Annotated in this window: 14 protein-coding genes; 6 read left to right on the plus strand and 8 right to left on the minus strand. The window is 46.1% G+C overall.

Annotated features, from left to right (window positions below; genetic code table 11):
- Positions 1–5: 5 nt before the first annotated feature.
- The 3 genes from MKY28_RS01325 to MKY28_RS01335 form a co-directional block, all read right to left on the minus strand.
- Positions 6–461, minus strand: a complete 456-nt coding sequence (locus MKY28_RS01325; protein ID WP_076253233.1) for a hypothetical protein — start codon at positions 459–461, stop codon at positions 6–8.
- A 608-nt stretch (positions 462–1069) separates the two neighbouring features.
- Positions 1070–2119, minus strand: coding sequence for a glycoside hydrolase family 53 protein (locus tag MKY28_RS01330; protein WP_445670879.1), 1050 nt, complete (start codon positions 2117–2119; stop codon positions 1070–1072).
- A gap of 347 nt (positions 2120–2466) precedes the next feature.
- Positions 2467–2694 carry a hypothetical protein gene (locus MKY28_RS01335; protein WP_017692425.1) on the minus strand — a complete coding sequence of 76 codons (228 nt, stop codon included), beginning with the start codon at positions 2692–2694 and terminating at the stop codon, positions 2467–2469.
- A gap of 248 nt (positions 2695–2942) precedes the next feature.
- Between MKY28_RS01335 and ppk1 the strand changes: the two genes are divergently transcribed.
- Positions 2943–5024: a polyphosphate kinase 1 gene (gene ppk1 / locus MKY28_RS01340; RefSeq protein WP_340934509.1), complete on the plus strand. Its 2082-nt coding sequence runs from the start codon at positions 2943–2945 to the stop codon at positions 5022–5024.
- Here ppk1 and MKY28_RS01345 read toward each other — a convergent pair.
- Complete coding sequence (locus MKY28_RS01345) at positions 4984–6513, minus strand: Ppx/GppA phosphatase family protein (protein ID WP_047841288.1); 1530 nt, start codon at positions 6511–6513, stop codon at positions 4984–4986. The genes ppk1 and MKY28_RS01345 overlap by 41 nt on opposite strands.
- 26 nt (positions 6514–6539) lie before the next feature.
- Positions 6540–6794 (minus strand): hypothetical protein, encoded by a 255-nt coding sequence (locus tag MKY28_RS01350; protein WP_017692428.1) that lies wholly within the window; start codon positions 6792–6794, stop codon positions 6540–6542.
- A gap of 238 nt (positions 6795–7032) precedes the next feature.
- On the opposite strand from MKY28_RS01350, the gene MKY28_RS01355 reads away from it, so the two are divergent.
- Both MKY28_RS01355 and MKY28_RS01360 read left to right on the plus strand, forming a co-directional pair.
- Entirely contained in the window at positions 7033–7692 is a 660-nt protein-coding gene (locus tag MKY28_RS01355; protein ID WP_076253234.1) for a YheC/YheD family protein, read from the plus strand.
- A 355-nt stretch (positions 7693–8047) separates the two neighbouring features.
- Positions 8048–8191, plus strand: a complete 144-nt coding sequence (locus MKY28_RS01360; RefSeq protein WP_017692430.1) for a sporulation histidine kinase inhibitor Sda — start codon at positions 8048–8050, stop codon at positions 8189–8191.
- Positions 8192–8212: 21 nt separating this feature from the next.
- Here MKY28_RS01360 and MKY28_RS01365 read toward each other — a convergent pair whose 3' ends face one another.
- A complete protein-coding gene (locus MKY28_RS01365; protein WP_076319806.1) occupies positions 8213–8464 on the minus strand; it encodes a hypothetical protein in 252 nt (83 codons plus the stop codon).
- Positions 8465–8540: 76 nt separating this feature from the next.
- Entirely contained in the window at positions 8541–9515 is a 975-nt protein-coding gene (locus MKY28_RS01370) for an NAD(P)/FAD-dependent oxidoreductase (protein WP_207765610.1), read from the minus strand.
- Between the two features lie 654 nt (positions 9516–10169).
- Between MKY28_RS01370 and MKY28_RS01375 the strand changes: the two genes are divergently transcribed.
- Both MKY28_RS01375 and MKY28_RS01380 read left to right on the plus strand, forming a co-directional pair.
- On the plus strand, positions 10170–11363 hold the full coding sequence (locus MKY28_RS01375; RefSeq protein WP_036605766.1) for an NAD(P)/FAD-dependent oxidoreductase: 1194 nt from the start codon (positions 10170–10172) through the stop codon (positions 11361–11363).
- A complete protein-coding gene (locus tag MKY28_RS01380; RefSeq protein ID WP_036605767.1) occupies positions 11360–11614 on the plus strand; it encodes a hypothetical protein in 255 nt (84 codons plus the stop codon). Before MKY28_RS01375 ends, MKY28_RS01380 begins: the two co-directional genes overlap by 4 nt.
- A gap of 334 nt (positions 11615–11948) precedes the next feature.
- On the opposite strand, the gene hemQ is transcribed toward MKY28_RS01380, so the two are convergent.
- Positions 11949–12695, minus strand: coding sequence for a hydrogen peroxide-dependent heme synthase (gene hemQ, locus MKY28_RS01385; protein ID WP_036605768.1), 747 nt, complete (start codon positions 12693–12695; stop codon positions 11949–11951).
- A 451-nt stretch (positions 12696–13146) separates the two neighbouring features.
- Between hemQ and MKY28_RS01390 the strand changes: the two genes are divergently transcribed.
- A complete protein-coding gene (locus MKY28_RS01390) occupies positions 13147–13440 on the plus strand; it encodes a YuiB family protein (RefSeq protein WP_036673352.1) in 294 nt (97 codons plus the stop codon).
- The last annotated feature ends 138 nt before the right edge of the window (positions 13441–13578 follow it).

Consider the following 13578-nt stretch of genomic DNA (forward strand, 5'->3'; position numbering starts at 1 on the left):
AATCCCTACGTATCCACACCTTCAGCCCCATCAACTGCATCGATGATACCGACAGCGAGTGTTGTTACCGCAGCAGCAGCTAAAAGATTCTTGGCACCAAGCTTCACTCTGTCCTTATCTTCCTCTTTCATGCCCACCACAACATCTTTACCGCTGTTATATACATACTTGGCTGATATCGCTACACCTTTTGCAGTATTGGTTACAGCACCTCCAATATCGGCAAGCCCCGCGTCTATGGCGGTATCATCTTTTCGAATTGCACCACTGGCAAGATCATATGTGCCACTAGCCAGTTGTCCAACGGTTTTGCCTGTATTAATCGTTGCTTTCTCTACGCCGTTTCCGATTTCTTTGATAAAGGGGCTTCCTGCGATCTCACCAACAACCCTCACGCTGCCGCCCAACACTTTTCCTGTAACTTCCCCAGCTAACTGACCTAGCCCTTTTAAAAAACTCATGCTTATGCCTCCTCTCCTATAAAAAGTTGATCCTATGTGTTATCTCAATAAACTTATTATATTCATATGTAAGCCAAAAGAACATCAGTCTCCAGCCCGAGTGGTGCACCCCTCCTCAATTGATCGCGACACGCTTTAGAAGTGCCTCATAGAGCAGCAACGTAGTGGAGGGGGCGGAATCGATTCTGAAGAAGCGAAGCGTTCGCCTTTATCCCCGGATTTTCCCCTTATCAGGGGAATTCATAAAAATCTGGGGATAACAGCGATCATAAGAACGATCCGCCCCCGGAACGCCGACCACGCTGCCCCCTCAACGCACTTCATCACCAAAAGGCGCTAATCCCCCCGGGAACAGCGCCTCAAGCTCTTGTTTTACTTTACTACTTACCATTTGACTACCCACGGTTTTAGAAGTGCCTCATAGAGCAGCAACGTAGTGGAGGGGGCGGAATCGATTCTGAAGAAGCGAAGCGTTCGCCTTTATCCCCGGATTTTCCCCCAATAAGGGGAATTCATAAAAATCTGGGGATAACAGCGATCATAAGAACGATCCGCCACCGGAACGCCACCACGCTGCCCCCCAAAGCCCGCACTTCTACCCAACGTACCTAGTCAATAAATCCTTCCATGACAACAGTTGGCATCATATTCGACTGCCAAGCGCCCTTACCATATCCACTGTTATAACCTGGTGTAGCCTGAGGCTCCCAGTAGAATACACCTTTACCTTTGCCATTTGGCAGATTGCGGATTTGGTTTTTCATCGCAGCAACAAAACTTTTACCAGCGGCTGCCTGGTTATTGTCCATGCCAATTTCGGAGATGATGATCTCTTTACCATAACGGTTAATCATATCCTTGGCGTTGTTTACCGTATTTGTCACAGCAGTATTCCAGCCGGAAGCTGAAGGATAGAGGGACATGGCGATCATGTCAAAGTTAGCTCCGTTATTAATCAGACCACCAATATTCCATACATAGAGGGCGTTATCATCTCCACCTGCCAGATGCACAATGGTTTTGGTGCCGCTGCTCAGGGACTTCACTGCGTTATGGCCTGTGTTCACCAGCCACGCATAGTTTTTCATGTTGGTGGATGCTTTGCCATCTTCCCATAACATACCGTTGCTTGTTTCATTACCGATCTGTACCCAGTCAGGGGTAACGCCTTTGCTTTGCATCGCCGTCATAACTTCACGAGTGTGGTTCCATACCGCATCCATGAGCTGTTGGAACGTATAGTTTTTCCAGGCAGCAGGTTTGGTTTGCTGACCAGGGTCTGCCCAGGAATCGCTGTAGTGCAGGGTAAGCATCACACCCATGCCAGCATTCTTGGCACGTTGTGCGAGTGCAGCCGCACGATCCTTATTCATGTAACCGTTCCCATAATCATTCGAAGGATTAACGAATACCCGAATGCGAACGGAATTGATTTGATAGTCTTTTTTCAAAATATCAATGATGTCGCGCTGTACGCCGTTTTTATCTTTCCATTTGTAACCTTGGGCTTCCATTCCGGGAACCCAACTGATGTCAGCTCCTTTCGCGAAATTTGGTGCTGCGCTGGCATGCTGACCTGCGGGCAACATGATGGAGGTGAATAACAAAACAAAAACCAACATGATGGATGTCTTGAAACCCCTTACATTTTTGAACATTACAAGATGCCTCCTCGGATTTAAGTTGAGTTGCATCCTAATTATAGCCATCCTGGTTTGCTCTACTAAAGGGTCCATTTCCAATATTTTGGGTGTTTTCTCAACCTCTCTACAGAAAAAGAGAAAACAAAAAGCCGTCCGAAGACGGCTTTTCTACCCGTGGCGCTTTTTGAAACATTGATCCGTATCCCGCGCCTCCACCAGACTCTTTTAATTTGAGCTAGTGGATCGGGTAAGGGACACGTTCAACATGACATTAGAAATGTTGACGCACCTCCTTTCCTTGTGGCAAGAGTATACAACACCTTGTTTCGAAAAGCTAGTCTTTTTTACGTATTTATGCAAAATTATTTTTCAGTCTGGAACATCGTGATATCTCGTGCATAATGGCTCTTGGTTCCGTCATTGTTTCGAATGCGCACACTGTCTTCACTGATCCGCTCCACAATGCCACAACCGACCTCGCAATAGACGCCAGCCGGGTCTTCCTGCCATGCGCTTACCATACATTGGGATAATGCAGCCGTGAAAAACTCTATATTTTTTTGTAACGTTCTAGGTTTGTTGGATTTCATTATATACTCCTTTGATCAACTATATTTGGAATGAGAACAAGCAACCGGACCAAATCACACTGTACTTCACTTTACTCTGTCTATTGACCTTTGTAAAGGGATGGAAAAAGTTGCGGCCATGAGGTATCATTTACATAAATTTTACGTAGCGTTTACACTGCGCTGACGCTTGATGTTGATTACGAATAGTACAATTATATGAGAACTTCTAACCAAGAATAGATATGCAACACATTCGGAGGCCATACATGCATAGAGACGTCAAAACAGGTAACTACGTTAATCGTGATTTGAGTTGGGTTGAATTTAATCGGCGCGTACTTCAGGAGGCCCAGGATCCAACAACGCCTCTGCTGGAACGCATGAGATTTCTCGGCATTGTCGCTAGTAATCTGGACGAGTTCGTCAGTGTAAGGGTGGCAGAGACAAAAGAGAAGATCAAGGCCGGATTCACGCAAAAAGATTTTACAGGATACACGCCTTCGGGATTGTACCGCAGATTGATCAAACGAACCGGGACTATGGTCGCCGAACAGTATAAAACGTATCGTGAACTCATCCGTCTACTCGCCAAAAAAGGCGTGAACATTCAGGAATATACAGATCTTAATGTGACACAGCAGCGCGCAATGGACCAGTACTTTCATGAAATTATTTTTCCGGTACTCACACCGATGGCGATTGACCAGAGTCGTCCGTTCCCACTGGTACACAACAAGTCTGTTTATCTGTCCGTGATGTTACAGAAGGAAGGGGAGCAAGAGGGCGAGCCGTTTATGGCTATTGTTCAGGTACCTTCCAATCTGCCGCGGGTAGTTCAGGCTCCCATTCGGGCAAATAGCAAAAAGAAAACATTTATACTGATTGAAGACCTTATCAAACATCATATCCATACGCTCTTCAGCGGATATATCTCGCTTGCTGCACAGGAATTCCGAGTGACCCGTAATGCGGATCTGTTCATTAATGAAGAAGAAGCGGAAGATCTGCTTGAGGCTATTGAAAAAGAATTGCGCCGCAGACGCCGCGGGGCTCCTGTACGACTGGAAGTGTGCAAGGATTTTCGTCCGGATGCCTTATTGGAATTGCAGGATGAATTTGATATTCAGGACCCGGTATATGAAATTGATGGACCACTTGATCTGAGTTTTCTGGCGGGATTCGTGGATAGCCTGGAAAGTTTCTCACATCTGAAATACAGTCCGGTGAAGCCAGTCTACCCACTGGAGTTTCTGCCAAGAGAAAGTCATTTTGAGCTGCTACGCAAACGCGATGTACTGGTGCATCATCCGTACGAATCGTTTGAACCAGTCACTGATTTTATATTGGAGGCTTCGGAAGATCCAAGAGTTCTGGCCATCAAGATGACATTATATCGGGTCAATGGCGATTCACGCCTTATTCCGGCACTTGCACTTGCCGCTGAGAGTGGTAAGCAGGTCACGGTGGTGGTGGAACTGAAAGCCCGGTTTGATGAAGAGCGCAACATTGCTTGGGCCCGTAAGCTGGAGAAGGCCGGATGTCACGTGGTATATGGACTGGTTGGACTGAAGACCCATGCCAAAATCATTCTTGTCGTACGCAGGGAACAGCAGGGGCTGAGACGTTATGTCCATGTAGGAACCGGTAACTATAATGAGAGTACAGCCAAAGTGTATACGGACGTAGGACTGTTCACCTCTAATCCGATTATTGGGGAAGATGCATCCGAATTGTTCAATGAGATTACCGGATACTCCGGTCCGAAGGCATTGCAGGCGTTCCGCGTAGCTCCAGATGGTATGAAGGATGAGCTGTTTGCGCTGATTCGTAGAGAAACGGAGCATGCGTTGAAAGGCAAACCTGCCAGAATCATTGCCAAGATCAACTCCTTATCCCATCAGGAAATGATTGATGAATTGTACGAGGCTTCTCAAGCCGGCGTGCAGATCGATCTGATTGTGCGTGGGGTATGTTGTCTGCGTCCGGGGGTAGAGGGGCTCAGTGAGAATATTCGGGTCATTAGCATTGTGGATCGTTTTCTGGAGCATTCACGGTTGTTTTATTTTGAAAATAGCGGCAACCCGGATGTATTCATCTCCAGTGCAGACTGGATGACACGTAATCTGAATCGAAGAATTGAACTGATGTGTCCTGTATTTGATCCAGAGCTGAAAAAGATGCTAGTGGATATCCTTAATCTGTCCCTTATGGATAATGTCAAAGCCAGACAACTTATGCCTGGTGGCAATTATGTATTTGTAGAAAATGAAAAGCCCCCGCTGAGAAGTCAGACGGAGGCCATGGGTATTATCCCTTGGAAGCCTGCTGAATGGAGTGCGTTAACGTAACTCCCCAGGCTTCCTTCAGATCCTTGACGGCCTCTTCCAGGCCATCAAGTTCCAGTAACGGCTCAGCTGTACAGGTGAATTGCACCTGCAGCGAGTCGTTTTCTTTTGTTGCTTTGATCGCAGCGATGCTCTCGGATCGATTGATGGCTTCAGCTACGCGCAGCAGAGAGCCTAAACGATGAGCATGCCGCTCATCCGAGTTTTTCAGAATGTCCCGGTGCTTATTCAGCAGCTGGGGCGTTCTTTTTTTGGGATGATAATCAGCTGCACTGGCACTTAGAATGGTCTCTCGATGAGAAAGTCCATAAATGCTCGAATTCATAATCCAATAGGCCGAGTGCTGTGTATAACGGAAATAGTTAATCTGTTTACCTGCCATGTGCAGCATGGAGGATGCATACAGGATTCGGGCATCTGCTTGATCAGGAGGGGTACCTTGTAATGCCGTATACAGGGTAACCATATCCTGATGAATCCGTTGCAGACGTTTCTCTGGAATAGGCGGACCAAAATGGATAAAGTTGCGGATACTGTCCTTCAGCGCGTCTGGAACGACCGGCTGACCTCCAGCCATGTAATCACGCAACAACCCGTCTCGTAGACCCGCGCCACTAACCACATAACGATCTCCCTGTATTATCTGGAAGACAGTTCGTAGGATCAGTACGCCGGGCACAATGATGTCAGCGCGATCTTTGGCGAGCCCAGGTACCTTTTTGCGCTGTGCCGAGGTGAGATGTGGTAAGGAGCGAGCGATATTCTCCATCGCTTCCTCACTGATCTCATAATGATGGCTGACAGGCAAAGAATACTGGGTACGCTTCTGTTCCACTTTGGCGAGTGTACGCATTGTGCCGCCAAGTCCGATGAGTGGCAGACCAGGATGCTCACGAATCCAATCCTGTCCACGGAGAGCCTCAGTGACTTCGTTGCATAATGCATTTGCATTCTCCTCAGTCCACTGATCTTCGCCCCCGTAACGGGCATGTGAATTCACAGCACCAATAGGGAGGGAGATGCTATGTAACCTTTTCCGATCCCGAAAGACCGTGATCTCTGTGCTGCCGCCTCCAATATCCACGACGTAACCGTCTGCCAGATCAATGGATTGAGTGACACCAAGGAACCCATAATAGGCCTCCCGATCTCCCGATACACATTCAATGGTAAGCCCCGTCTCGGTCTCCAGCCATTCGATAATCTCCAGGACATTGCTTGCATTACGAATAGCTGCGGTAGCTGCTGCGCGAATCAGTTTGGTCTGGTACGCTTCACAGGTCGCTTTGAATTGACTCAAGATGGTGATGGCTTTATCCAGAGAATGGCGCAGAATGGTTCCATCGGACTCAACAACGCTGCTCAGACGAGCGGCATATTTGTCTTCATGAATGATGCGATAGGCTTCGTCCTGATCCAGTTCATAGATAACTAGACGAATGGAGTTCGAGCCGATATCAATAATTCCTAAGGTTTCATTAGTACGTGTCATAAGCATCTCCTTCTACAGAGGTTCAACTACCCGAAGTGAAGAAGGGCAGCCATGGCTTCCGGTGAACCCGGCGGTGTGGCAGAGAAGGGCGTAGTTAACATAACAACAATGATAAAGACGATGAAACAGGCAAATATAAGACAACTCACGGCAAAGCCGCGATTACGCTTTTGCATAAACAGTCGAATACCTGTGACAAAGAGAAGTACCGTAACAGCTACCAGAACGATCGACATTGCAAAATAGGCTACGCCATAAAGTGATTTGAAAAATGCTTCCATTTGTTCTTAACGCTCCTTAGATCCTCATATTTAAGCCCTTCCAAGCCATTCCTTAGTAGCATACGACAGATTGACTTGTTTGAAAAGTAAACCGGGCGCTTGTTCCCGTTTCCGCCATCACCCCTGGGACAGGTTACATGGAAAAGGGGCCTTTGCCGTGGACAGACATCCAAGAAAGCAAGGCTTCTGTTGAGTATGTATAAGGAAGGACTATTGTTTCAAGGAAGGAGATCAACCCATGTCGAGACAACTTGCAAGCAAATGGCGGAAGACAGCGGCTCTGATGAAATACCCGGTAGCTGCTGTCCATATCCCACAGACCAAGGCATTCAACTCGGGTAATCTGCTGCAAATGCTCAGTCGTTATGGAATGGTGTATGTCAAACCTATTGTAGGAGGCGGAGGTTACGGTGTTATCCGGGTATCGGCCAGCGGTGGGGCTTATCGATACACCCATATGAAAACGACCCGTTCTTTCGCCAGTTTCAGCCAGATGTATCGCTCTCTGGTGCGTGTAAAGGCTAGACGCAAGTACTTGATCCAGCAAGGCATTCATCTGGCAACAATTCAAGGGAGACCTGTTGATTACAGAGTCAAAGTTGTCAAAACCCAACGAGGCTGGGTATTCCGTTCATTAGTAGGGCGACTCGCTCGTCCCGGACTCTGTGTGACAAATCTGAGCAAGGGTGGCACCATGTTATCAGGAAGGCGAGCTCTTGGTTTATCCCTGCCACATATATCCGGTCGGCACAAACGCCGGGAGATGCGTTCACTTACACTGACATGTACGTACATTATGGAAAGTCAGTTCCCTGGTGTAGGTCAGCTTGGATTTGATTATGGACTGGATTATTCAGGCAAGATCTGGATTCTGGAAGTGAATACCAGACCCCAATAGAAAATGAATGGGAAAACTCAAGAAAATTCAAGAAAAACCGATAATATATAAAAGAAAACGGTATGAAAACCGTTTGAAATTTTACATTACCGGGTAATTTACTCGCAACAAGTCTTGAAACTATGAATTTATTCCAAAAAAAATACGCTGATAAACGTTCTGACAGTAGTACAAACTCCCTGTGCATAAATATTGTCCACACTATACACGTTGATTACTCTACATTTTTTCCAATTATCAACAAACTATGCACAGGATTTCCACATATCGTTGTGGATAACAAGAACGCTTGTTCTCTATATGAATCTCTGATATGATAGTTTTGAGGAAAAAAAAGGAAAGGTTGTGGCGGGAAATGGCTATGTTATCCGATGAGATGTTGTTGGATTCCTACCATAAAGCGATTGAGTTGAATCTCGAACGAGATTTCATCGCACTGCTGTTGGCAGAAATCCATAAGCGCAAACTGGGTACCGACGTATCTGCCATTCTTCACTAGAGATCCTCATTGCAGGCAATGTTACAGGTTTCCGGACAAGTCCCATAGTGAGACTGGCCATGGCGTGCTCGTCTGACAATGGTGACAGTACATCACATGATTGCAAACGTTTTCGACTTCGTCTGCCGTGTCAGAGGAAGTTTGGAATACGTAGGGGCTGTATGGTCCGGTGTAATCATCCAATTTGCCGCATTCTAACAGTCCCTGAAGGCAGTGGGGGCAAGCCTGCTCCGGTACAACCAGACCGTTACACAGCGGGCATATATAAGACAAGGGTATCCCTCCTGATATGGATTCACTCAGGAGTAAGATACCCTTTTTTGTATCAATATATGTTATTTCAGCAAAACTAGCGTTTCATGTTACTGCTGTGTCCTGGGGACAATTTGGCATCCGGATCGAAGTATACCTTCGCATTGTTGACGGCTGTTGGAGCTTCGCCGAATCCGACAGCGATCAGCTTCAGTTTACCCGGATATGTTGTGATATCTCCGGCAGCGAAGATTCCTGGAATGGATGTTTCCATGCGGGAATCAACAACGATGGAGTTGCTGTCAATTTCGATACCCCACTCGGCAATCGGTCCGAGAGAAGAGACAAATCCGAAGTTAACGATCACGTCATCTACTTCGATTTCCTGAGTTTCTTTGGTTTTCACATGAGAAAGGGTTACCTTGGTAATCGTGTCATCCCCATGAAGTTCCGTGATTTCGGTCGGTGTAACGACATTCACCTTGGAATTCATCAGGTTTTCGACACTGTGCTCATGTGCACGGAACTTGTCCCGGCGATGGATCAGTGTCACTTGCTCAGCGATAGGCTCCAGCATGAGTGCCCAGTCTACCGCGGAGTCACCGCCGCCACTGATCAGTACTTTTTTGCCAGCGAAGGCATTCAGATCACTGATGAAGTAGTGCAGGTTGCTCTTCTCGAACTTGGCAGCACCTTCAAGCTCCAGGCGACGTGGTTCGAATGCACCTACACCAGCTGTAATAATGACGGCTTTGGCATGATATTCATTCTCATCCGTCTTCACGACGAAATGTTGCTCATCCTTTTTCTCCACCGATACAACCTTTTCTTCAAGGCGGATGTTCGGGTTAAAATGATTCATTTGCTCAACCAGGTTATTCACCAGTTCCTGAGCTGTTACTTTCGGGAATCCGGCTACATCATAGATGTATTTCTCCGGGTAAAGAGCGGCAAGTTGTCCCCCAAGCTGTGGCATACTTTCAACCAGTGTAACGGATGCCTGACGCATCCCACCATAAAACGCGGCGAACAGACCCGCAGGGCCTCCACCGATAATAAGTAAATCAGTCATATCATGACTGGAATTTTGTGCAGTCAAGAATCAACAACACCTTTCATATTTTAATAGGTAGTTAACAGAAAGAATGTGCAGGCTACGGATCGTAACCGGCATGGGTGCTGAACTGTCTTTCCTATTATAAACGGTGTATTCAGGGTTGCAAAGTTAGCGGCGTCACGAAACTGGGAACAATTGATGAAGATCAGATGAGAATAGGATGAAATTGGAAATGAAAGGTTATGAAAAATAACAAAAAAAACCTTGATCTTTACTAGAAATACAGATATCCTTGACCTGTACTATGTGTTTTTTTGTCTAATTTAGAGTCAATATGTAATATGAAGACAGATCCCGTGTTTTGTAGAATCTTGTGGTTAATTTCACAACTTGAAACGATAACTTGCGTGCAAACGTATCAATTTCATAAACCCTTTAGTTGCTTCAATCAAGTCTAGATATAGATCAAAACGGTGCGATATGTCGATATCTAGTTTCATAAAATCCATTTTTAGTGAGTTATGAAATTGATGCAAACGTTTAAATAAATTCGCGAAGTTAACATTTGTCGTCATAATGGGCAAGACCTCATCAATATTTGTAAGTATGTGCATTTTGCATCTCACCCAAGATCGGGCTGATGCAAGTGAAACCGGAAGGGGTATAGACATGAGCAGTATTCCCAAAATCGTCATCCTCGGCGCGGGCTATGGCGGGATTCTGACAGCCCAGCGGCTGCAGAAGGAATTGAACTATAACGAGGCCGACGTCACACTGGTGAATCGGCATGATTATCATTATATTACTACACATCTACATATGCCGGCAGCCGGCACGGATACCATTGAGCATGCAAGAGTGCCCATTTCCAAGCTGATTGATGAGTTCAAGATTGATCTGGTCAAGTCTTCCGTGAAGGAGATTCGTCTGCAGGATCGGAAGATTATTCTGGAGGACGGCACGTTATCCTATGATTATCTGATTATTGGACTAGGCGGAGAACCTGAGACCTTCGGGATTCCGGGGATGCTCGATCACGCGATGACAATCCGCAGCATTAACTCGGTCAGACTGATTCGAGAACACATCGAATATCAATTTGCGATGTACAAAAACGATAACAAACGAAATCGTATTCGGTTTGTCGTAGGTGGAGCGGGTTTCAGTGGTGTTGAATTCGTAGCTGAACTTGCAGATCGTATTCCACAGCTGTGCAAGGAGTTCGACGTGAATCCGAAACATGTGCACATCTATAATGTAGAGGCAGCGCCTTCGGCCTTGCCTGGATTTGACCCGGAATTGGTAGAACATGCAATGAATGTGCTCAAGAAAAAGGGTGTTACTTTCAAAATTGGTGTTCCAATCAAGCAATGTCTCCCGGACGGGGTTATTGTGGGTGAAGGTGAAAAGCTCGATGCAGCTACAGTCGTATGGACCGGCGGTATTCGCGGTAACTCACTGCTTGAACAGGCAGGTCTTGAAGTGATGCGAGGACGTGTGAAAGTAGACGACTACTTGCGTGCTCCAGGGCATGAGCATGTCTATGTCATTGGTGATAATTCACTTGTCTTCAACGCGGAAGGACGGCCTTATCCGCCAACAGCCCAGATTGCGATGCAGCAGGGTGTGAACTGCGCTAAGAACGTCGTGGCATCCATTCGCAAGAAACAGCCACAACCTTTTGTATTTACGAGCAAAGGCACGGTTGCATCACTTGGTAAAGGTGAAGCTATTGCCGTTGTGGGCGGCAAGAAATACAAGGGCTGGAAAGCGGCTCAGTTGAAGAAGCTGGTAGATCTGCGTTATCTGTTCATCATTGGTGGTATTCCGCTAGTCCTGAAGAAAGGGCGGTTTTTTGGATGAGACATTGCAGTGTTCAGGTCCGGGGACTATTAACACGTGAAGAGCTGGATCGTTACAACGCCCTGATGCAGGTCGGTGGTTATCTCGAGGAACAGGATCAGTATGATCTGGCCTACATCGTGCAGAAAGAAGTGGATATTCTCATTATGCCTGCGATTGAGCGGCTTAAAGAGAAGGGGCGTGACCGTGATCGGGCCACAGCCGAGTTCCTCGAATCGCTGAAAGCGGTAGATGATGAGGACGAGGATTAGAGACGATATAAGTTGAACTAAAGATGTTTACACATACACTTCAATGACAGAATAACCTTCCAATCGCTGTTATCCCCAGATTTTTTTGATTCCCTTTTGTTAAAGGGAAAATCCGGTGATAGCGTATGCTTCCGATGTAGCTTTCTTTCAGAAAGCTTGTAGCTTCGCTTTTTCAGGTTTTTTCTGTCCTTTCCGTTTTTGTGTAAATAAATAGTTCAAACAATATAGATCTAAATCAAGCTTGAGGTAGTAGAATATAGATAGATAATAAAGCACCGCAGACAGTATCCTTTACAGGAGATGTCGCGGTGCTTTATTGTGCTTTGTGCTGTTTCTACAGCTTAAGCATGTCTTCCAGTGTTCCTTCGTTCAACAGACTTCCCACATAGAACGAACCGAATTCGCCATAACGGGCGCTAACTTCATCGAAACGCATCTCATAGACGAGTTTTTTGAACTGAAGTGCGTCATCCGCAAATAGCGTAACGCCCCATTCCCAATCGTCGAAACCGACAGAGCCGGTAATGATCTGTTTTACTTTACCCGCATAGCTGCGGCCAATCATGCCGTGACTGCGCATCATGGTGCGACGCTCGTCCATGGACAGCATGTACCAGTTGTCATTCAGCTCACGTTTTTTGTTCATCGGATAGAAGCAGATGTATTGCCGTTGTGGCAGAACAGGTTTCAGACGGGCGATAATATCCGGATTCTGCATCGGGTCTTCGCCTTCTTTGCCAAGATAGTTGCTCAGTTCCACTACACTGACGTAGGAATACGACTTAGTTGTGTATTGGGCAAACATCGTTTTGTTAAACGCGTTCTCAACAGCCTTCAGATCTTCCAGCGTTTCACGCAGGTGCATCATGACGAGGTCTGCTTTTTGACCTACAACCGTATATACAACGGTACTTCCTTTGGATGAATCCTCGACTTCTTTCCATTCTTTCCAGAATTCCTGAAGCTCGTCCAGTGCTACAGCGCGTTCTTCATCATCTGCTGCTTTCCAGGCGGCCCAGTTAATCGAGCGAAAATCATGCAGGGCATACCAGCCCTCCAGTGTTGATGCGGCTTCGTTCATTGGTTGTGTTCCTCCTGCAAGGTATATTTCCAAATCCCTATAAGAGGTTGTTCAAAAAGTCCGCTTTTGATTACGAATCATGCCTGGTGGCATCATCAGCATCGAATATGGCATTCAGCCGAAATAAGTGGGAGCCTTACGAAGTATGTTTCCTTAGGAAACATTGTAGCTGCTCACGTAGCTCTATCTACGCTCCGCTACTCCATTTCTAACTTCATTTCATCTTCTCGGTACTGAAAACCAGTCTTTTTGAATACGCACTATAAGGGACGGGTGATTGCTTTATCGTTTACATTGTATCCCAACATGAAGCAGAAGGGCAAATGAACAGAGTATAAATATAGGGAAATTTGTCCAGAAAGTTCGTTGCTTCGCCACATTTTTTGCGGTACACTAACTACTATCCAGAAGTGAAACCTGAATGTGTGAAAGAAGAGGTGAATGTCGCCCGATGCAATTTATACCTGTGTTGGTATTGATGGTATTATTTTTCGTTATGATGTTTGGTATCGGTTTCATTCTGAACATGCTGATGAAGACAACTTGGTTTCCTTCCTATCTGTTCATTATTGTAATTCTGCCTATTGTTGTGTACTCTCTATGGGATCAGTCGTCATCTCTGATGTCACATCTGGGTTCTTTCCAGCTTGTAGACTATATGACGGGCATCGCTGGACTGGCTGGTGCGATAATCAGTGGCTGGACGATCCAGAAGTTGCGTTTGGGTGGGTACAGAATGTTTTAGATTGTTGGAAAGAGGCAACACATGCCACTGTAATCGCGTGAAAGTCTTGTCTTTGTCGTAAACGCTTACGAGTACAAAGGGAAGGCTTTTTTGCTATTCATTTATATTAGAAGGATTATTGTACACTTGTACTTCATA

The organism is Paenibacillus sp. FSL R5-0473 (assembly GCF_038004565.1).
Taxonomy (GTDB): Bacteria; Bacillota; Bacilli; order Paenibacillales; family Paenibacillaceae; genus Paenibacillus; species Paenibacillus amylolyticus.

Coding starts and splice junctions, on each gene's coding strand:
- MKY28_RS01360 (WP_017692430.1), top strand. CDS start 8,048: ATGGCTATGTTATCCGATGAGATGTTGTTGGATTCCTACCATAAAGCG.
- MKY28_RS01345 (WP_047841288.1), bottom strand. CDS start 6,513: ATGACACGTACTAATGAAACCTTAGGAATTATTGATATCGGCTCGAAC.
- MKY28_RS01375 (WP_036605766.1), top strand. CDS start 10,170: ATGAGCAGTATTCCCAAAATCGTCATCCTCGGCGCGGGCTATGGCGGG.
- MKY28_RS01370 (WP_207765610.1), bottom strand. CDS start 9,515: ATGACTGATTTACTTATTATCGGTGGAGGCCCTGCGGGTCTGTTCGCC.
- MKY28_RS01325 (WP_076253233.1), bottom strand. CDS start 461: ATGAGTTTTTTAAAAGGGCTAGGTCAGTTAGCTGGGGAAGTTACAGGA.
- MKY28_RS01380 (WP_036605767.1), top strand. CDS start 11,360: ATGAGACATTGCAGTGTTCAGGTCCGGGGACTATTAACACGTGAAGAG.
- MKY28_RS01350 (WP_017692428.1), bottom strand. CDS start 6,794: ATGGAAGCATTTTTCAAATCACTTTATGGCGTAGCCTATTTTGCAATG.
- ppk1 (WP_340934509.1), top strand. CDS start 2,943: ATGCATAGAGACGTCAAAACAGGTAACTACGTTAATCGTGATTTGAGT.
- hemQ (WP_036605768.1), bottom strand. CDS start 12,695: ATGAACGAAGCCGCATCAACACTGGAGGGCTGGTATGCCCTGCATGAT.
- MKY28_RS01335 (WP_017692425.1), bottom strand. CDS start 2,694: ATGAAATCCAACAAACCTAGAACGTTACAAAAAAATATAGAGTTTTTC.
- MKY28_RS01355 (WP_076253234.1), top strand. CDS start 7,033: ATGTCGAGACAACTTGCAAGCAAATGGCGGAAGACAGCGGCTCTGATG.
- MKY28_RS01390 (WP_036673352.1), top strand. CDS start 13,147: ATGCAATTTATACCTGTGTTGGTATTGATGGTATTATTTTTCGTTATG.
- MKY28_RS01330 (WP_445670879.1), bottom strand. CDS start 2,119: ATGTTCAAAAATGTAAGGGGTTTCAAGACATCCATCATGTTGGTTTTT.